Genomic DNA, 20,495 nt, shown 5'->3' with positions numbered 1-20,495 from the left:
CAACAAAATTACATTTGTTGACCAGTAACACCGCTGTAACCGTAAACGATAGGTGCAGTAGCATTATTATCATCGTCAGTTGGCGTCACAGTCATCATCATTTCTGTGTAGCTGATTGTGATGTTTTCAACTGGGCGATCGCCTTGAATAGAAACACTGTAACTTGCAATCATTGCATCGGTAAGTTCAATTTTCATGATCTCTTCGATTTTATCGCCTTGTTTTGTGATGTGGAAAATCGCAGATTTACCAGTACCAACAGTTGATTCTTTAAATAGATCAGGTGACGCACTGTCTTGTAGTTTAGTGATGGTAACATCGCCTAAACGTGCTGCGCTTGCTTCACGATCCTGTGCAGTACCAGTGTAAGAAGTAAGTTCACGACTTACATTCCAATCAACTGATAATACAGTGATCATATCTGCATATTCTGCAGCAGTCGTTTCACCAGTAATTCCTTCGTAATCTAAATAAGTATTTGCTTGCATGTAACATGCTCCTTTGCATTTGTTTTATAAATTTTTTCATAAACATTAATTGATATATAAATCAACCATGCTCGAATAATAATTTGCCTCAAACCCCAAGGCTTGAATAGTATACAAATATCACTAAGAATAACAACCTAGAATTTGAACTAAAATTCACTTTTATGTTATTTTTATTTACACAGTTCAAGGTTTGTAAATTTTATTTGCTTTACGTATCAAGTTAGGGGTTGAAATCCAAATTAATCCATGTAACCGCTTATTAAATATATGGATTTATTTTACAAACGGCTAACTGAATTTGCACATTTCTTACACTTTATAAGAAAATTCATCTTTTACTGCATCAATTTTTACTAACGTTGGCTTTTTGTTGATGGCTAACTTGTTCAACACTTTGACAGACAAATCAGGTAACATTGACTTCTGTAATATATTATGAATATTACGGGCGCCAGAGCCTGAGTCATTACACATTGATACAATTTTATCCACAACTTTATCGGTAAAGGAAAACTTCGCTTGATAATTTCTTTCGAAACGCGCGCCAATGCGTTCAAGTTGTAATTTAGTTATTTGTTGCAACATATCGTTATTAAGCGGTACATAGGGCACGACGTTAATTCGACCTAAAAAGGCCGGTTTGAAGGACGCCAATAAATCATTTTGTAATGCTTTTTGTAAACCAGTTATCGACGGTGCCGTTGCTTCGTCTTCAAACAAATCCATCGTCGTATCGGTACCCACATTTGAGGTCATGATGATAATGGTATTTTTAAAATCAATATCACGTCCTTCGCCATCTTTAATAAGACCTTTATCAAACACTTGGTAGAACACATCTTGAACACCTGGATGCGCTTTTTCCATTTCATCGAGTAAGATTACACTATAGGGTTTACGACGAACCGCTTCGGTTAATACACCACCTTCACCATAACCAACATAACCAGGAGGAGCACCAACTAACATGGATACCTTATGCTCTTCTTTAAATTCGGACATATTGATAACGGTGACATTCTCTTCACTGCCATAAACTTGTTCTGCCAGCGTTAATGCGGTTTCTGTTTTACCGACCCCACTTGGCCCAGTTAGTAAAAATACACCATTGGGTCTTTTCTCATCACCTAATTGCGCACGTGATGTTTGTACGGTTTTAGCGATCAAATCCAGAGCATGATCTTGGCCTATAATACGTTGTCCCATATTTTCTTTTAATGACAATATATTTTGAATTTCATCATTTTGCATTTTACCAACGGGTATACCTGTCCAGTCAGCAATGACTTCTGCAACTAATTGTTCGTCAACTTCCCAATGCACCATTGGGGTTGTATTTTTGGCTAACTCAGCTTTTATTTCGGTTAATTGCGCTAATTTTTCAGCTTGATCTTCAACTTCATCCTGTTGTAAATCATGAATTAATACAGACACTTGTTTTATAAGTGAGAGTTCTTTTTGCCATTGTTCAGTGAGCGGTAATAAGTCTTTGGTCGCTTGTTTTAATTCTTTATTAAGTTGCGTTAGTTGTTTTTTATGATTAGCACCGGTTTTTTGTTCATTTTGTAACAGTTTAATTTGTACACCAAGTTGCTCTTCTTTACGTTGTAACGCTTCTACCGCCCCCGGTGTTGACGCTTGACTCATTGCAACACGAGCACAAGCCGTATCTAATAAACTCACGGCTTTGTCGGGGAGTTGTCGACCATTAATGTAACGTTTAGATAAAGCTACTGAGGCTTCTAGCGCTTTATCTGAAATTAGGACCTGATGATGGTTTGCCATAATCGGCAGTAATCCACGCATCATAATAACAGCCGTTTTTTCACTTGGCTCTTCAACTTTAACGACTTGGAAACGTCTGGCTAAAGCTGCATCTTTTTCAAAGAATTTTTTATATTCTGCCCAAGTTGTTGCCGCGATAGTCCGCAGTTCACCACGAGCCAAAGCCGGTTTTAAGAGGTTAGCCGCATCATTTTGTCCCGCTTGTCCGCCACTGCCAATCATTGTATGGGCTTCGTCGATAAATAAAATAATTGGATTAACGGAATTCTTAACTTCGTTAATAAGCCCTTTTAATCTATTTTCAAATTCCCCTTTCATGCCTGCGCCTGCTTGTAATAATGCAAGATCAAGTACACGAATTGAAACATTTTGCAGTGCAACGGGCACATCTTTTTGTGCTATGCGTAATGCTAACCCTTCAACAACCGCCGTTTTACCAACACCTGCTTCACCGGTTAAAATGGGATTGTTTTGACGGCGACGGGTTAAAATGTCAATCATCTGACGTATTTCATTATCACGCCCAAGAATCGGATCTAATTTATTATTTTTTGCTTGTGCAGTAAGGTCTTGAGTAAATTGATCTAGACCAGGCGTTTTGCTTAATTTGCCACTTGGCGCCGCTTGTGCCTGTCCATTATTTACCACTGGACTGCCATTTTCCGTCGATTGTGCAGCCAATTGTGGCCACGCATTTAGTAATTGTGCAGGGTCAATATTAAGTAATTGTTTTGCAGAACGAGAAATAAGTGCGCATAGTGACTCATCTTTTAATAAGGTATAGATGATATAAGCTGAACGTATTTGCATGTCATTAAATTCAATGGTCGTATTTAACCATGTTTGACGCAGCAAATTGACGATATGTGGTGAGAGACTTGGCGCAGCACTATTACCCGTTTTTAATTTTTCTAAACCAATACGTAACTCTGATAATAATTGGTCTTTATCAATATCAAAACTTGAAGCGATAAGTTGTAAATCACCGGTTTCATTTTCTAACAGGGCCTGTAACCAATGCTCTAATTCAACGGTAAATTGGCTTCTGCTATGGCAAATCGCAGCCGCTGTTTCAAGTGTTTCTTTACATGCACTATTAAGCTTTTCAACTAATTTCGTTAAAGTCATTGCTGACATATTCTCGTCCTTTGGTTAATTTAAATCGTCCTAATACCGAATTCGATAATTATTTGTATTTTTCAGTGCTTAAATAGCACACTTAATTAGCGATATGGGTACAATTTATAAATAGATTGTTGTTTTATTTTTTAAAATAGAATGCCGACTTGCCAAGCCGCCACCTTTGCCCAATGGGATAGTATTTTTTGATAAACGCGTTACAGGTATTTGTTCAATAAGTAATTCAAGTTGCAATTTATGGTTAATCGATCGACCAAGATATAAATTAATTAACTCTTTCATCCCCTGATTAATAGAACCACCGCTCAGGTACTGTTCAATCTTGGCATCGGCATTTGGTTTAATCACAATTTTAATATCCGAATTAATATCCCATACCTTATTGCCAATACATGCATCAAAACCAAGTTGTGCAAACTGGCCTTCCGGTTGAGAACGTTGTCCTAAACGCGTTTGGTCGGCTTCGTCTAATATTTGCCATTTACCTTGAAACTGCTCTATATCTACATCACTGCCAGTAAAGTCCGTTAGTATTTGTTTTAGTCCTTCGACATTACGGATCGAATGATTTAAAAATCCCGCGTAGTATTTACCCGTACTCGAACTTGTACCCGATAATTGATTGAGTACACTTGAGAATGAATCAACGCTTGAATTACTTTGTTTTTCAAAGGCAATGGGAAATTTATATTTTTCCCAAGCTCGGTAATACAATGACAGTAAACGGTGATTAAAAAGATCAAAAAAGTCACGCATCCCCGTATCTTTATACTTTAAACGCTCAAGTACAAGCTCAGTATAATGCTGGGGTAATGCACCATTAGTGCCTGTCACTCCCATAAATGAGACATGTATGTCGTAGGCCGTTTTGCCATCGACATCATCTCGCTTTTGTACTTTACTGATCGGTGCGCCTGGGTAACCTAAATTTTGATCCGAAATAAACCGAATTAATTCATTACGCGGGATACTGTCATGGCCAACTTTACTTTGTTGTTCTTTACCCGCTGCTAGCTGCCGCTCAATGGTATAAATGGCTTGGTAGAAATTATATTCACTCGGATCTTCAATCAGCTGTTTAATATTCATAGCAGAGTTATATTTCCCGCACGGCTAGGCCATTGGTGATAAATACTGTCTTGACCTTTAAATTTAATGCTTAACCGAGTAAAACTATTGATCGCAGCAAACTGAGAAAAGAAATGATCTAATATCGCTGAAAAGAAAAAAATGCCACTACCAGCAAAGTGATCGGTGCCAAAGGTCAGTAAAACTTCAGTGCCACTGCAAAAGCTGATTCTTCCCTTTTGATTAACCCTGGCCGTCGCGTTCTTTAATTCAATGCCGACGATATTTTCAATCAATGCTTTATTTTCCGGCGTATTTTTGAAGTCATACAGTTTAAGCGTTTCCTTTAATGTCGTTAACGCCCCTTCTCCGCTGAAATGGTCGAGGGTTAAGTGATTAATTAATTGCCAACGGGTGGCATCACCTAATGCAGCTCTTACTGGTGTTGTTGGTGCAATAAGGCATTTAACCTGTTTAATTATATCGGCACGCTCTGCCACTAACATGGTGAGTTGTTCGCTGCCGAACGGTAAATACGTAGGTAAGTTTCGATTACTGCATAACGCTTTAATTCTCAATACCCAATGATTGTATTCATCGTCGTTACTAAAACCTTTGTAGTCATGATCCACTAATGAAAGATAAACTTCCGTTCCGTTTTCAGCACTTCCGCCAGCCCAACTTGATGCTTCTCTGCGAGAATGCCAAAACACACGGTCTTGATCTTCATAGGAAGGATGCGTTTCACCATAAAATGGCGTCACTTTAATTTTATTTTGTTTTTGATCATAGGCTTGCACATGACCAACCTGAACAATTTCCGATACCGCTGAATCCATGTATTTAACCGCTAATTTATACTCGTACTCAGAAGGTTCGACATTAACGGGTTCTAATTCAGATTCAAATAAATTAATAATAGGCGCACACCCCATCAGGAATGTAGTGCCCGTCACTTGTTTTTCAAGGTCATCGGAAAGTTGATCAAGATAAATATAAAGATCGAATTTATCGTCAACGTTTGACCATTTAGGATCGAGTTTATCAAATTCAAAAAACAAGAATTTTTCAGGAAAAATAAAGTTTTCGATAATTGTACGGTACGCAGAAAAAGAACGTTTACTGTAGGGAACAACCTGTTCGTCATCGGCAAAACCAAGTGCTTTTAAATGACGAGGCTCTAGGTATTTCGCGTTATTATAATCTCCTGGCTTACAAATGGTCATACCAATACAATGTGCAGATAATAACTCGTATAATAGGAATGATTGCTGAGGTTGACCATGTATATAAAAACGCAGTTTATCAACGCCTAAACTGGCTAAACTGGCCTCTTCATAATCGGTACTAACACTAATTTTAATTACCGATTTAGCAGGCTTATTCCAAATACTTTCAGGCGCTCTAAAGGGGGCATTTTGAAATTTGGCATCGGTAATATCCATCGGCCACAATTTAGTATCGTAACAGGTTTGGAAATAACAGGGTTTCATCCCATCGACTTGGGTTTCTACCTTTGAACCTCGTGGTAAAACAACACCACTTGTCGACACGTTTTCTGTTTCCATTTTTATCACAGACATCGATGGAATCGGTGCTTGATAATCAGGATAAAGTTGCCCTAATAACGCATCGGTTAATTCAGGAAAACTATCATCGAGTTTTTGTCTGACCTGCGCCGTTAATAATGAAAAAGCTTCAATTAAACGTGAGACATGGGGATCTTCAATATTTTCTTCACTGAGTTTCAAACGTCCCGCGAGTTTAGGGTAATTTTTTGCAAACTCCCCCCCCATATTACGTATAAAAGACAGCTCTTTATTGTAATACCTTAACAGCTCATTATTCATGATAAACTCTCTCTAACTTTCATGCCTAGATGCACCGGCTCGACCTCTGAATTGAAGGAAATTACTTCAGAGTCATCGTGAAGTAATGCATTAATGCGTAGGCTTAAAATCTGATCAATCGGTTGATCATTATCAACGGTTTCAACGTAAACCTCTGCAAATCTTGGTTCAAAGCGTTTTATGGTTTGCGCTACTTTTTCACACAGCATTTTACGTCCTTCCATACTCCCCACGGGCATACTGGAAAAATCAGTCATACCGTAATTGGCAAGGGAATTATCAAGCTCCGTATAACAATCAGGCCAAGTATTCCATTGCACTTTTGAATTTAATAAATTTTCTAAGTCACGGGCAACGTTACGACGTAGTTGCGTTAAATTGATGCCACGGTAGTTCTCTACTACATTTTTCTGATCTGGATTATCATCAATCAATTTATCAAGAAGCGATGCATTGATTCTTGCCCGTTTAGCGACTTTCATTTATATACCTGTATTATTAAAGATTAATTGATTCTAGACGTGTAAAGTCAGAAAATGGCACGGCAGCATCATCAACAAACCACATTTTCTGACCCACACCAACCATTAACTCATCACCAATTTCTTTCCAGTCGGTTTCGCGACCTAGTTTTTCAGCATCACTTTCACTTTGTACATAAACAAGTGGAATATGTGCTTCACCAGAAGGTCCATCCTTAATACTTAACTCAACACGTCGCCATACCTGTTCAATAATTGAAGCTGCTGGTTTAAAGGTAATAAATTCAATTTCTGACAATTCAGCTAAATAGAATTTGCCATCGGTACCAAAAATTTCGATAAATCCGCCAAGACTATCATCAAGATCACGCATTTCTTCGACTGATTTACCATCTAGATTCATTGTTAATTTAGGACGGGTATCCTCTAGAAATTCTGCTTTTGATTTGATCGACTCACGGTTACCATTATGTAATTCAATATGTAGTTGCAATAACGCTTCGCTGTGTGTATTAGTGCCGTTAAATAGGTCAGGTACCCCATTGCCGTCTGCAAAATCTTTACGTGCTTGTTCTGCACGAATTAATTGACGTAAATTAGTAGCTCCAATTAAAAATTCAGGGTGTTTTTGCACCATTAAATTCAATTGTTTGTCTGCACGCTCAAGTTCACCTTTAATACATAATAATTCGATCAGTGAACTGCGGTAATCAACATTAACGGGATCATCTCTTAGTCCATTTTCTAAATATTGAATCGCTTCTGTTAACTGCCCAGCTTGGAGCATTTGCGTCATTTTTTTCATAGGTATTCCATTATTTTTGAGGTGAAAATTCAGTAACAAATTTAATTGTTGAAATCATTTGATCTAACTGGAAATGTGGCTGTAATTGGATAACCGAGAAATAATAGCCGGGCTTTCCAATCATCTCTTTAACCGTTACTTTGGCTTTATATAGCGGGTATTTGCTGCGCACGGTATCCGATGTAGAATCTCCGCTTGCAGTATATTGATGTAACCATTTTTGTAAGTCACGCTCGACCATTTCAGGTGAACTGTAACTACCTAATTTTTCTCGACCCAATATTTTTAAGTAATGCGCAAAACGAGACACACACAAAATATATTGCAGCATCGAAGATAATTTGGCATTTACCGTCGCTGAAAATGAATCATAAGTCCCTGGATTCTGCACGGAAGCATTACTAAAAAATACTAAATGATCGCAACCTTTTACCGGTGAGATAGGAATAAAACCATTATCCGATAATATTTTTTCTGCTTTATCACCTATTTGTAAATTAACCGACGGCTTATTACTTTTTTGATATTTATCGGTTTCAAATTGCGTGACAGGTAAGTCACACACAAGCCCTTTTTTACGAAATCCTGGTTCCATGCCTCTAATTTGCCCAAACCATCCAGATTGCGCAAAAGCACGCAATAAAACGCCAGAAAAGGCATAAGCAGCATTGCCCCATAATTGATCCGTTTGTGGATTTTTAATGGTTTCTTTAAATTTAAAACCTTGATTTCGTGTGCCATCTTCTTTGTAGGGAGAACGCATTAAAATATTCGGTACGGTGATCCCAAGAAAACGCGATTCTTCCATATTACGAAGTGCTCGCCACTTAATATATTCAGGTTGTTCAAAGTTTTTAGACCAGTTGATATAGGTACCTAACTCTGAGTAATCGTCAACGGTAAATAATGAAGAATGCGCTGAAGTTATAAATGGAGCAAAGGAAGCGGCAGCAACGCGGGCGATATCTTTTAGGGTATCAATATCATTGGTTCTTAAACCACTACGTACTTTATGGGAAACTTGATAGTCACCAATGATCACACCAAAGGGTTCACCACCAGACATATCGTACTCATTGCTATGCACTAACTTATAAAAGTCACTTTGATCAAATTCAATTGCTTTATCGAAATCTTTACTGAGCGTTTTCCAACTGCAATTAAGTAATTTAACTTTGGCTTTGTCTTCTTTGTCCTGTAATTCTTTTTGTTCTATTAAATACGCTAGACCGCGCCAACTTGCTTCTAATGCTTGGAATTGTTTGTTATGAAGAATGGTATTTATCTGTTTCTCAATCATTTCATCAAATTCACTAATCGTGTTTAACAATAATGATTGCAAGCTATGAAGACTCAGTTCATCAATATTAATGCCAGCTTGCTCAATCCATAATAAAACGGATTTAAGGTCATCATCTTCCTGTAAAAAGCGATGTAATAAGGAAGGCTTATTTAGGGATTTTTTGACAGAAAATAGAGGTGTATCTTCACTATTGTCTTGGACAAATAATGATTCACGCTCTACAAAAGAAACTTCTCCAAACATTGTCAATATCAATACCTAATTTAGAATAATAACGAGCTAATCAAAAAAATTAAAATAGCTAAATAGTTGAAGCAATGAGTTATGACACTCATTGCTTCAACTATGAAAGTAAAGTCTGCAGGTAATTACCTTCTAAAACAATGTCGTAGAAGGTTTTCGCTTACTTAACTAGCCAATGGATGGGATTTTAGCAACTAATCGTAGAGACGAGGTTAGTTCTTCCATTTGTAGCCAAGGTTTTAACCAAGCGATTGCATTGTAAACACCAGGTTGTCCAGGTACTTCTTTCACTTTTACTTTTGCATCAGCAAGTGGGTACTTAGCTCGAATTTCTTGGCCACCCCCTTCCGCTGCATTCACGTAAGATAAGATCCAACGGTTTAACCAAGATTCAACATCTTCCGCTTCCATAAATGCACCAATTTTATCCCGTGCCATCACTTTTAAGTAATGAGCGAAACGAGATGTAGCCATCATGTAAGGCAGACGCGCAGAGATTGCAGCATTGGCAGTTGCATCCGGATTATCATAGATTCTAGGTTGTTGACAGGTTTGGCCACCAAAGAACACGGCAAAGTCAGTGTTTTTGTAATGACATAGTGGTAAGAAACCTAATTTACTAAGTTCGGCTTCACGACGGTCTGTAATACCAATTTCAGTTGGGCATTTGATATCTGGATCGCCATCGTCGCTGGTAAAGATATGGGTCGGTAAGCCTTCCACTTTACCGCCGCCTTCAGCTCCACGAATGGCAGTACAGAAACCATACTTAGCAAACGCTTTTGCCATATTCGTTGCCATTGGGTATGCCGCATTCATCCAACAGTATTCATCGGAAGAAGTCGTTGCAGAACGCACACCTTTATCATCTAAGGTAAATTCTTCGTAACTAAATTCTTCTACTGGTTTAGTCGCTTCACCGTAAGGTAAACGTGCTAATACACGAGGCATAGTTAAAGTAACAAAACGAGAATCATCACTTTCACGGAATGAATTCCATTTTGTGTACTCAAGTGATTCAAATACTTTTTCTAAATCACGTGGTTTAGATAATTCAGACCAGTTCTCAAAACCAAATAATGAAGGTGCTGATGCAGAAATAAATGGACAAAAACCTGCAGCTGCTACATTCGACATGAGTGATAATGTTTCAATATCTGCAGGGTGATTAGTAAATTCATAATCGCCCACTAATGCACCGTAAGGTTCGCCGCCTGGTGTACCAAATTCAGCTTCGTAGATTTTTTTGAAGGTTTGGCTTTGGTCAAACTCAACCGCTTTACTCAAATCTTTATGTAACTCAGCTTTGCTTAAACTCATAATACGAATTTTTAAGGTTTTGCTGGTTTCACAGTTATTCACCATATGATGAACACCACGCCAACTGCCTTCTAATTTCTGTAATTCTTTATTATGCATGATCACAGAAAGTTGTTTAGAAATAGTCATATCCAACGCGGCAATTGCTTCTCTGAAGGTCACGGTTAAATTTTTATTCCACTTAACAGTACCTTTAAGTGCTTCTTCAGTTAGGGAACGGATCAATTCTTCAGATCGAGAATCTTCAGTCTGTTTCGTCGCACCAATGGCTTGTTCTAAAATAGAAAGACTAGCCGTTTCTGTTTCTGCATTTTCTAAAATTTGCTTTTCTGCACTCATTCTTGATTTCCTTCTAGTTTAAGCTCAGTTGCTAACTTATCTAAGCTTGCCGTGTTGTTAAGCACTTCTTCGAGAATATTTTCAAGATCTTCTGAGCGATCTACTTTCGTCATCAAGTCACGTAATTTATTACGCGTTTCCATTAGTTGTTTTAATGGTTCAACTTGATTAACAATCGCAGCAGGTTCGAAATCATCTAATGACTTAAATGATAAACTAACCGCAATTTCAGAATCATCATCGGATAATGTGTTATCCACTTTGATATCTAATTTAGGGTTCATACGTTTTAAAATATCGTTGTAGTTATCACGGTCAATTTGGATAAAACGACGATCTTTAAGCGGTTTTAAGTCCTGTGTATTATGACCAGAGAAATCACCGGTTACACCGATAACAAAAGGAAGCTCTTTTTTTACTGCAGCCCCTTCGGTTTCAACGTCATAGGTAATATGTACACGTGGTTTTCTCACACGATTTAATTTACTGTGTATGCTCAAGTTAAACTCCTTTAATTTGAAAATTAGTCATTTAAATAAACTAATTATTTAGATGACTCTTCAGTTTTTATACCCGATAATTTGAAGAAACCATTACGAGCATCTCCATCTACAATAAGTTCCTGAAGCAACTCAGGTAAACTCAATTCGCTCCAACGAACAACCTGTTCGATGGCATAAGACATAGGCGAATGCGGCTCGGTTTTTCTAAAAAAACCAGCAATTTCATTCAGCTTACGTAATGCTTGTTCGCGTGTTTCTATTTGTGCCTGCAAAGCAGACTCAGGTAATTGATTCACTTCCTGTTCAACATCTTCAGGAATATTTTCTTGTATTTCTTCTTCAATTGGCTGATTGTTAATTAAAATATCTTTGGCAATGTGATTAACCGCATGCAGACAAGACTCTAATGCCTTACGCACATAGCTAGTCGGTTGTGGGTCGCCTAACATGGCATTATCCATCGCAGCAGATAACGCTAAGAACCCCGTTAAAGCTGCTTCAACATCTGCATGTAACTCAATATAAAAGGCGTCAGTACTTTCTTTAATACTTTGTTCAACTTGCTCAAGTGAAATTGCACCAGCCGATATTTTTTTCTGTTGTTTATCCGAGTCTAAGCGTTGTATTTCACAGGCTTGCTCATATTGCCACGTAGAAAACACTTCTACGCCATCGGTTATTGAAATTGATTTAATGGGGGCAACCAACGCCCCTGGTCCATCAATACCATTTAAACCAATCAAAGGCGCAATTCGCCCCTGCAAATCACCATCATCGGGCGTGGGATAGAGATCATTCCAAAACAAATCAATGAGATTTTTCGCCAAATCAAAACCAAAGGCTAACCCTTTGAACCCAAACTTTCTACAAAGTGCTTCAATATACCAAGCGGTAAATTCGAGATCTTTAGTTTCTTCACATAGTGTCGTTGGCAATTGATCTAATATAGGTTGCCATTCCATCGCAACAGATGAAATACTTTCTTCATCTATCAATGCCTTGCGTTCGCTAGCACGCGCATTATTACGTACATCTTTTAGGAGATAATAAGTCGAAGTGGGAGAAATATCAGAGCGCGGATCTGTGCCAGTTGGAGATTCTTCTGATATAGGTAGGCACAGTTGCTCAACTGTAAAATCAAATAAACTCATAGTTCTTCCATAACTAAGTGGCGACCTTGTTCCATAAAGCCACTTAAAAAATTCATTAAAAAGTCACACAAAAATATAACATAAAAATACACTGAAATATAATCTAAAACAAACAAACATGTCAATGCTAAGATTAATTAGGTGTCGTTTAAATCACAAAAGCTTAATACCATCTTTATCGTATTAAGCTATTAATAGGATGTTCTAAAAAATGGGATTGTAATATCATCATCCAATTCTGGAATAAGTAATTGTTCTTGCTCATTTTTTATTAAAACACACGTAACATTATCACGTGCATTACGGACTAAACAGGCATGTAACAATGCCATTCCAGAATCGATAATGGAGCCCGACTGCAACATATGTTGAATTTCAGAATCACTCACTTCTTTATTTAAACCATCACTGCAAAGTAAAAAGACATCATTTGACTTTAAATAGACTTCTTTTATTTCTACATCGAGTTTTTTGTCTACACCGACAGCACGTGTAATAACATTTGCAAGTGGATGGTGTTCAGCTTCTTCTATACTTAATACGCCCTCATCGACCATATCATTCACTTGACTGTGATCTTTTGTTACTTGAGATAAAATGTGATCACGTAAAAGATAAGCCCGACTGTCACCAGCCCAAAGTAGAAAACAACGCGCTTGATGAATAAAAAGAATAACAACAGTACTCCCGGCAAGTTTGCCTTCAAGTTGATTTTTACTAATCTGAAGCAATTCTTTATTCGCGGTTTGCAATGCATTTACTAACATATCGCAGCTTAGATTTTCCAACTCAGTCGATTCAACAACCCGCTGAATCGTATCAATAATAAGTTGACTGGCAACATCACCTGCACTGTGTCCGCCCATGCCATCTGCAACAACCCACACACCTTTATGTGGCAGTTCCAGAAACGCATCTTCATTAATTTTTCGCACGGTGCCTCGATGACTCTGTGCATGACTTGTTTGTAACATATTTTTCCCTAGCCTATTTGGCTAATATTCCAATCTCGCTTTTCCCATTGCCCATCTAACATGGAAACAAATTGAGAAACCGGTGGTAAACCATCTGCGACGATGAAACAAGGGGTAACTAAATCAGAACCGGTTGTCCACCAAAGGGTATAATTACCGAAATGTAAATTGTACTGTTGATGAATTAACTGCACTAAATTCGGACCAAGCTCTCCTTGAATAACCCACCCTTTCTTAATATTGTCCGATGACTCAATATTAGAAATCGAAATGCGATTAGTGTCTTTTAATTCAACTAATGCTGATAAATCACTAAACCATTGATCAATATCCAACTCATCTTCCAACACTTGTAAAATCTTATCTTCGAACTGCACATCCCATTCATTCTCATGCCAGGCTTGCACTGCGGTCAGATTGTGTTTTGTCACTAAAGTAAACGGAAAATAACGATTCACTTTATCGACACTTGGAATTAATGTACCAAGAAAAGCAGCATCTCCACAGACACCAGGAGATAATGAGAAATGCCAAACGGGACTGGTTAGATAACAATCTAACCAGTTTTGTTCGAGTTGTTCTTTGCTCACGGCAATAACAGCTTGTAGCCACTCATTCCAAATACTTAAAAATTCAAAATCAAAGTCACTTTGAATAAAATCCCCCCTTGAGGGAATTTTTCCGCAGTAACCCGTACTTAGATCTACAACTGGCTCGGACATGTAAACCTCACTAAATTTCGTTTCCAGAATGGGTTGTTTGAACTTCCAGGGCTTAATAGCACTTTTGCGGTACCGTTGCCGAATGAAATATTCAGTTCATTATCTTGTTTCGTCGCAGGACGTTTGGTTGCGAGATAATCTAAGAACCTGAATAATGACCAATCACCAACAAATTGTTTTGTGATCGAACGGCCACCGTTAGGTAAGGTGAACACAATACGTGTTTCAGGTGCCCCGGTTCCAGGCCAACTAAATTGTGTGGTCCGAATAGGATCATGTCTGTAATTAAGTTCTTGACCATTTATACTCAATTTGAAATGACTAATATGTCTATCTAAATATAAAGGTTTAAGTCCAAAATAGATTTGGGCGGATCGCGATCCGTTTTCAAAGAAAGTACGACGAATGGTAGTACCACTTTGGAATACTTTTAATACCTCGGCATTCAACCCTATATTTTCAGAAAATACCCATGGATTCTTTTTCGTATTCACAAAGTCTTTCAAATTCTCGTTAAAGAAGGTATCTAATGTTCCGCCATAACCAAAGAATTGATTAAAGTCTTTCATGCTAACCACATCGGTTGTGTTTGTTTTAAATGGATAGCGCCCTAGGATTGAAGATTTACATTGTGACAATACTTCAGTCTTCCAAAGTGAGTTTAGATCTTTTTTCGCATCGGATAGACGAATTTGTTTTTCAACAACTACTTTACGACCTAACCAAGTCAAAATACTGTCGTACCAGCCTCTTATAGAGTCAGGAACTTCGGTCACTTGATCATTTAAATCACGTCCGATATTGGCATAATCAATTTCTAGCTCATCTTCACTAAATCCGTATGAACGTGTTCTAGATAATTGTTTCTTACCAATGGCACGGTCTAACTTAACTAAAGTTTCTTGTGCTTTATCAATCGTATCAATATTAAGATTAAGCAGATCAGAAAAGGCTAACTCAACTTCTTTACCAGGTAAATTAACTTCAAGATCAAGCTTATCTCTTGGTAATAAGCGAGTAATTCTCGATTTTTTAGCATTAAGTAACTGCTCTGAAGCATTTGCAGCAGCCCCAAGTGCAGCTTTTGTATTTTTAGAAACAGGCACTTCAGTTAATTTAACATTCTTTATTACCGCAAGAATGATATTTTTAAAGGGTGATTCGGCGTTAGATACCTCATGTATAATTTGATAAGCATCGGCATCATTATTGAAAGGTTGTAGCACCAAGTCATCGATGAAATTTCTCCAATAGAAAATATAATCTTGATAATATTTATTCTCTAATTGTTTGGTGATTTGCTCTTCATTTAGGGAATTTAGGGTATTTTGGTCTTCGCCATAAACCCAGCTATCTTCGACTAAACTTTTAACGATGCGTTTCTTCTCTATATTGAAAATGCCATGAAAGCCATTAAAGGTATATAGCCCAGGAATCGTTTCATATATATTTTTACCGCTTAAATAACGGAATGCACTTAATCCATCTAAGCTAATAATATTACCGAGTTTAAAATCAGGAATATTACTAGGAATATAATCGGATTTAAGTCGTTGGTAAGCACGTTCAACTAAGGTTAATTGACTCAATTTTTCACGCGAATCTCGAATCACTTGTTTATCTACATCCTGACCACGAATACCGAGTTCAAGCATTGTGGCAAGATGTTGATTTAATTCTGCACGTACATTTTCATTAACATCACCTAATAATTTTCTATCGAAATAAACAGAAAACCAGGCTTTAACATCTTCGGCCGCATAATGCTCTGGCTGATAAAGCATAAGGTAGGTTTTCAGGGTTAAATATAAATAATTTAAATTCTTATTATTAACCGACATTTCGTGAATCAGAATAGTCGATAAATACGGTGCGTAGTAGGCTTTTAATGCACGCTTGTAGGCTTCAACGGCGGGCTCTTTGAGTTTATCGCCTTGGTAAAGTCCCCAAGTATGTTTTTCATCACTAGTCGGTTCATTGGCAAAACCAACGGGTAAATGACTCAATACACTCAATGAATTATTAATTTTAATAATACCATCTTGATCTTGTAAATCCTGCGGTGAAATTTCACTGTATTTTGCTAATGCAGTTTGAGTGTTATCGACGAGATCTCGATTCCAGTTATAACTCTGCCACCATGCAGCAGAACAACCTATTGTGACTAACGAAGCAATAATCATAACAGAACGACTTAGAATTGAATGTTGCTTATCATGATGCTTGTTTGTCGTTGCTAAGTCTTTTTCTGGAAAAATAACATCTTCTAACAAATGTTTAATAAAGTAGCTACGTGTTGGGGCGTTATGATCGGCCGCAACCGCAGTACGATTTGACGATAATAGCTCCGATGATAATTTATCAATTGGCATACCTTCCTGCGTCGCACTGGTTAAGTACACACCACGAAGCATAGGCGCCATTTCATAGGAGTTAGGTGAAAATATCTCTTTTAGGAAATCATCCGCTGCACTTTGTAATAAACGTAATTGTTTTGGAAATTCATATATAACACGACGACGTTCGATATTTCTTTCATTTTTTAAGCGCGAATTAACTTTGTCATTTAAGTTAGATAATAGTGCATGGAATTGTTTGTTGAATTGACTGACAATACTTTCGTCGTTTTCAACGGCGAGTGGAAACGTCACGCCCCAAATTTGATCGCAATCTTCTTTATCTAAATAATCAAAGAATTCAGAGAACCCCGCAATCAGATCACATTTTGATAGCAAAACATAAACCGGAAAGGTCATGCCCAGTTGATTCTGTAATTCCTGTAAACGCTGTTTAATAGCACGAGCATGCAAGTTACGCTCTGTTTTTGTTTGACTTAATAAATCGCTTAACCCCATGCTAATAATAATGCCATTTATCGGACGCACTGGACGGTGTTTTTTTAGTAATCCAAGGAATCCCTGCCAAGCACGTGAATCTTGCTTTTTATTACTATCATGGGTGGTATAACGCCCTGCCGTATCAATTAACACCGCTTTATTGGTAAACCACCAATCACAATTTCGTGTTCCACCAACACCTTGAATCATATCAACACCCATTTTTTCTTTTAATGGGTATTCTAATCCGGAGTGTTGAATAGCCGTTGTTTTACCAGAACCCGGCGGGCCAATCATGATATACCAAGGTAATTCGTATAGGCTTTTATTATTAACAAATTTTGCATGTTTCAAAATATCATGTGCTTGAACCATACGTTGTTGTAATTTATCAATTTCTTTTTTTACCGCATCGTCATTGCGATTCTGTTGTTGTTCGTCACCATTGATCATGGTGTTCACAAGTTTTTCGTTATGCTTATTATCCTTAAAGCGTTTGATAAAGTGAAATCCCCCCCAACACACAGCAATGACTAATAATGTTGCCAAACGCGAAGTCGTGGATAACAAAGGTTCATGACCTGCAATTGCAATAAGTGGGCCACCGAACCAAATAAGTAACGCTAAACAAATCAACCCAATTGTTGTGATCACAACTTTGGATTTGAGTTTCGAAATAGTTTTTTTAAATACGGATTTAAATGACACGAGACAGTCCTTGTTTGCTCAATTAATGTAACAAATCGATTTCAATTCTTCGGTTGATAGCGCGGTTTTCATTGCTATCATTTGGAACAAGCGGTTCATCTGCACCTCTTCCTTCAGGCCATAATCGCCCGCTTAAGGACGCATTTTTAGCCAATACATTTGCAATCGATGTCGCACGGGCAAGCGATAAATGCCAATTTGAAGGGAAACGTGTCGTGGCTATTTTTTGATCGTCTGTATGACCGGTAATCAAAATTTTGCCATTGGTACTTTCCATTGTTCGCGCTATTTTACTTAACACAACATCAAATTCAGCACGTGGCTCTGCACTGCCAGAAGCAAAAAGATGGCTTGCATTAATAGAAATTCGGATACGATCTTCAAGCTGTGTCACCGTTACTAGATTTCGTTGAATTTCCGTTTGAAGCTGTTGCTTTAAAAGTAAAAAATCTTCATTCACTTTTTCTTCTTCAAGTGACTGAGCTTGTGTTTGCGGAACAAGTTGGGTCAGTTGATCGTAAACCGATGCGGAGTATTCATTAATTTTGTAACTAAAGGACATATAAACAAATAGCATAATGACACTAAATACGGTCACGGCGACCCACACAGGAAACGATTGCTGTAATTCCGTGCCCTTCGCAATTTTATCCTTCCAACCAGGTGAAAGTTCACGTTGGCTTTCAGCTTTATTATTTTTGACAGCTTGATAGGCAGATTCACGGTAATCTTCTAGTTTCGTGTCCCCTTTTTCTTCAAATTTCAATTTTCCAACAAAACCTAAAGACAAACACAAATACATCAATTCAATCAGTTGATACTTAGTTTGTTTATGTTGTAGGGCATCATCAAGCAGCGTATAGAAATATTCACCACCAAAGGTTTCGTTATGAAAGGTTGACAGTAAACTTTCCGACGCCCAACCACTATTTTCTCCCCAAGGGGTATTCAACACGGTTTCATCGATAAAACAACATATACAATAACGAGATGATTCAATGGTTTCTGGATCTATTTTTTCGACACGTAATTCTTGTTCATAGCTTTTGATAAGATCAATACATTGCATTCGTAAACCACGAATATCGTTATGACCTTCAATGATCCGTAATTGACAACACAGCGAAAGAAGATGACCTGCACAATCAACAACAGGATTAGCAGAAATAGTTAATACAGGTGCATTGGTTGGTCTGAAATTGGCATTTTTAAAAATAACCGTTTTGTCTTCATCATCACCACCTGCGGGTGATTGTGCATTCGGGTTATTTGCAGCACCGGGTGCATTACGCCGTCCTGGAGTCGGCTTTACAATGGTTTTATCATTCACGTTTTCATTCCTTGATAAACACGTTATTCACACAATAGGGTATCAACACAAACGCAGCCAACCTTTACAGCGACTGCGTTATCTATTCATTCTTAATTAATTAGCTATTAACAGCCCAGAGTTCAAGCTCCAGTCCAGGGTAATTACCTGAAAAATGTAATGCGATACCCGCGCTTGATTGGAGTTTGGTCCAATGAATACTAGATTTATCGAGTTGGAAATAATGATAACCTGAATGGTATGGCACTTGACGAGGTGCAACGGGCAAGTTATTTAAACTAATACCGGTCAACTGATTATTAACAAGATCTCTAATCGTATCAACGGAACCAATTTTAATTTGTGATGGTAAGTATTTACGAATTTCTTCATTCGCCACATCGGCTTTTACAGCTAAAATCAAATCGGCACGTTGTAATAATTTCTTATCATTTAATGGCGCGACATGAATACCAAATTGACGCTCTTTGAGCGGTAACTGAATAGCAGTTTGCTCTAACACACTACTTAGACCATGATTAATCAACGACATAATAAAATTAAAAATAGCCGTTAATTCATCATGTTTATAAGCAGGCATCTTTTTAGGTCGTTTCTCATGACTGGTAAAGGTCGACATTTCACCCGCAAACCCAATTAATGTTCGATATAATTCTTCAGGATGAATGCCAGTAATACTGTTAAAGTGTTCGAAGATAGGTTGATATTTATTAAGTAATTGCAACATAAGGAAGTCTGCAATAGAACTTGATGCACCATGACCTTGCTTTAATCGCCCTGCAATCACATCGGCACGTTGTTTAATCATGCCAGAGACTTCTTGAATTACATGACATAAAATATCAATATGCTCAATACTGAAACAAGGTGGAATAAATTTTTCATCTAAGTGAACCACCCCTTCTTCTGTTACTTCGATAATTCTTGCTATAGGAAAGGAGATATAACCTGAACGATCTTCATTTTGAAGTTTGATTTGGCAATTCAGTTGTCCAACCTGTACCGTTTCGATCGCATCACTACCCACACTGGTATCGATAATATTTTGATCGTGGTATTTGTAGCGCGTGATATTAGTATCAGAGATATCTGAAATATTAAGACTGGTTGTTTTACTTACGGGCAGCGCTAAATACACTAATTGATCAAGCGTGCCTTCCGGTAAACTGATTGAATTCGGCAGTGGCGCATGTTCAGGAAGAAATGCAATGGTATTATCCTGAAAAATACACTGTAAACGATTTAAACCAAACTGACCGAGTGGCAGTAAATTTTTATCGATTTCTAAATCAAACACACCCCAACGATAGGGTTGCGTTGTTTTGCTCGTAAATGCGCTTTGAAACGCTAAATAACGTTCTTGTTGTTGAAAGTGTTGTGGTCGCAAGAACATACCTTCCGACCAGACTATTGAATTTATATCACTCATATTTTACCTATCAAA

Annotated in this window: 15 protein-coding genes; all 15 read right to left on the bottom strand. The window is 37.7% G+C overall.

Features of this window, described 5'->3' with window-relative positions:
- Positions 1–8: 8 nt before the first annotated feature.
- The 15 genes from ACR30L_RS09640 to tssK all read right to left on the bottom strand — a co-directional run bounded on the left by ACR30L_RS09640 (position 9) and on the right by tssK (position 20,480).
- The gene (locus ACR30L_RS09640; RefSeq protein WP_435237797.1) at positions 9–488 is read right to left on the bottom strand and encodes an Hcp family type VI secretion system effector; all 480 of its coding nucleotides are present in this window, start codon (positions 486–488) and stop codon (positions 9–11) included.
- A 312-nt stretch (positions 489–800) separates the two neighbouring features.
- Complete coding sequence (gene tssH / locus ACR30L_RS09635) at positions 801–3,413, bottom strand: type VI secretion system ATPase TssH (protein WP_435237796.1); 2,613 nt, start codon at positions 3,411–3,413, stop codon at positions 801–803.
- Positions 3,414–3,518: 105 nt separating this feature from the next.
- Positions 3,519–4,505: a type VI secretion system baseplate subunit TssG gene (gene tssG / locus ACR30L_RS09630; RefSeq protein ID WP_435237795.1), complete on the bottom strand. Its 987-nt coding sequence runs from the start codon at positions 4,503–4,505 to the stop codon at positions 3,519–3,521.
- Complete coding sequence (tssF, locus tag ACR30L_RS09625; protein ID WP_435237794.1) at positions 4,502–6,334, bottom strand: type VI secretion system baseplate subunit TssF; 1,833 nt, start codon at positions 6,332–6,334, stop codon at positions 4,502–4,504. Before tssF ends, tssG begins: the two co-directional genes overlap by 4 nt.
- Complete coding sequence (tssE, locus tag ACR30L_RS09620) at positions 6,331–6,816, bottom strand: type VI secretion system baseplate subunit TssE (protein WP_435237793.1); 486 nt, start codon at positions 6,814–6,816, stop codon at positions 6,331–6,333. Before tssE ends, tssF begins: the two co-directional genes overlap by 4 nt.
- 16 nt (positions 6,817–6,832) lie before the next feature.
- Positions 6,833–7,621 (bottom strand): type VI secretion system accessory protein TagJ, encoded by a 789-nt coding sequence (locus ACR30L_RS09615; protein WP_435237792.1) that lies wholly within the window; start codon positions 7,619–7,621, stop codon positions 6,833–6,835.
- Positions 7,622–7,631: 10 nt separating this feature from the next.
- Positions 7,632–9,167: a type VI secretion system contractile sheath large subunit gene (gene tssC / locus ACR30L_RS09610; RefSeq protein ID WP_435237894.1), complete on the bottom strand. Its 1,536-nt coding sequence runs from the start codon at positions 9,165–9,167 to the stop codon at positions 7,632–7,634.
- A 168-nt stretch (positions 9,168–9,335) separates the two neighbouring features.
- Complete coding sequence (gene tssC / locus ACR30L_RS09605) at positions 9,336–10,826, bottom strand: type VI secretion system contractile sheath large subunit (RefSeq protein WP_435237791.1); 1,491 nt, start codon at positions 10,824–10,826, stop codon at positions 9,336–9,338.
- Complete coding sequence (gene tssB, locus ACR30L_RS09600) at positions 10,823–11,326, bottom strand: type VI secretion system contractile sheath small subunit (RefSeq protein WP_435237790.1); 504 nt, start codon at positions 11,324–11,326, stop codon at positions 10,823–10,825. Before tssB ends, tssC (ACR30L_RS09605) begins: the two co-directional genes overlap by 4 nt.
- Before the next feature lie 44 nt (positions 11,327–11,370).
- Positions 11,371–12,480 carry a type VI secretion system protein TssA gene (tssA, locus tag ACR30L_RS09595; protein WP_435237789.1) on the bottom strand — a complete coding sequence of 370 codons (1,110 nt, stop codon included), beginning with the start codon at positions 12,478–12,480 and terminating at the stop codon, positions 11,371–11,373.
- Positions 12,481–12,671: 191 nt separating this feature from the next.
- A complete protein-coding gene (locus ACR30L_RS09590) occupies positions 12,672–13,454 on the bottom strand; it encodes a PP2C family protein-serine/threonine phosphatase (RefSeq protein ID WP_435237788.1) in 783 nt (260 codons plus the stop codon).
- An 8-nt stretch (positions 13,455–13,462) separates the two neighbouring features.
- The gene (gene tagF, locus ACR30L_RS09585; protein ID WP_435237787.1) at positions 13,463–14,176 is read right to left on the bottom strand and encodes a type VI secretion system-associated protein TagF; all 714 of its coding nucleotides are present in this window, start codon (positions 14,174–14,176) and stop codon (positions 13,463–13,465) included.
- Positions 14,158–17,721 carry a type VI secretion system membrane subunit TssM gene (tssM, locus tag ACR30L_RS09580; protein ID WP_435237786.1) on the bottom strand — a complete coding sequence of 1,188 codons (3,564 nt, stop codon included), beginning with the start codon at positions 17,719–17,721 and terminating at the stop codon, positions 14,158–14,160. The genes tagF and tssM overlap by 19 nt, the downstream gene beginning before the upstream one ends.
- Positions 17,722–17,743: 22 nt before the next feature.
- Positions 17,744–19,051 carry a type VI secretion system protein TssL, long form gene (gene tssL / locus ACR30L_RS09575; protein WP_435237785.1) on the bottom strand — a complete coding sequence of 436 codons (1,308 nt, stop codon included), beginning with the start codon at positions 19,049–19,051 and terminating at the stop codon, positions 17,744–17,746.
- 100 nt (positions 19,052–19,151) lie between these two features.
- Positions 19,152–20,480: a type VI secretion system baseplate subunit TssK gene (tssK, locus tag ACR30L_RS09570; RefSeq protein WP_435237784.1), complete on the bottom strand. Its 1,329-nt coding sequence runs from the start codon at positions 20,478–20,480 to the stop codon at positions 19,152–19,154.
- Between the last annotated feature and the right edge of the window lie 15 nt (positions 20,481–20,495).

It is taken from the genome of Psychromonas saccharinae, from assembly GCF_051201515.1.
Classification (GTDB): Bacteria; Pseudomonadota; Gammaproteobacteria; order Enterobacterales; family Psychromonadaceae; genus Psychromonas.
Note: the sequence above shows the minus strand (reverse complement) of the source record. Positions and strands in the feature narration are given on the sequence as shown.

Excerpts from the sequence above, each read along its gene's own strand:
- tssA (WP_435237789.1), bottom strand. The coding sequence starts at position 12,480 with ATGAGTTTATTTGATTTTACAGTTGAGCAACTGTGCCTACCTATATCA.
- tssH (WP_435237796.1), bottom strand. The coding sequence starts at position 3,413 with ATGTCAGCAATGACTTTAACGAAATTAGTTGAAAAGCTTAATAGTGCA.
- ACR30L_RS09590 (WP_435237788.1), bottom strand. The coding sequence starts at position 13,454 with ATGTTACAAACAAGTCATGCACAGAGTCATCGAGGCACCGTGCGAAAA.
- ACR30L_RS09615 (WP_435237792.1), bottom strand. The coding sequence starts at position 7,621 with ATGAAAAAAATGACGCAAATGCTCCAAGCTGGGCAGTTAACAGAAGCG.
- tssG (WP_435237795.1), bottom strand. The coding sequence starts at position 4,505 with ATGAATATTAAACAGCTGATTGAAGATCCGAGTGAATATAATTTCTAC.
- tssC (WP_435237894.1), bottom strand. The coding sequence starts at position 9,167 with ATGTTTGGAGAAGTTTCTTTTGTAGAGCGTGAATCATTATTTGTCCAA.
- tssK (WP_435237784.1), bottom strand. The coding sequence starts at position 20,480 with ATGAGTGATATAAATTCAATAGTCTGGTCGGAAGGTATGTTCTTGCGA.
- tagF (WP_435237787.1), bottom strand. The coding sequence starts at position 14,176 with ATGTCCGAGCCAGTTGTAGATCTAAGTACGGGTTACTGCGGAAAAATT.
- tssE (WP_435237793.1), bottom strand. The coding sequence starts at position 6,816 with ATGAAAGTCGCTAAACGGGCAAGAATCAATGCATCGCTTCTTGATAAA.
- tssC (WP_435237791.1), bottom strand. The coding sequence starts at position 10,826 with ATGAGTGCAGAAAAGCAAATTTTAGAAAATGCAGAAACAGAAACGGCT.
- tssF (WP_435237794.1), bottom strand. The coding sequence starts at position 6,334 with ATGAATAATGAGCTGTTAAGGTATTACAATAAAGAGCTGTCTTTTATA.
- ACR30L_RS09640 (WP_435237797.1), bottom strand. The coding sequence starts at position 488 with ATGCAAGCAAATACTTATTTAGATTACGAAGGAATTACTGGTGAAACG.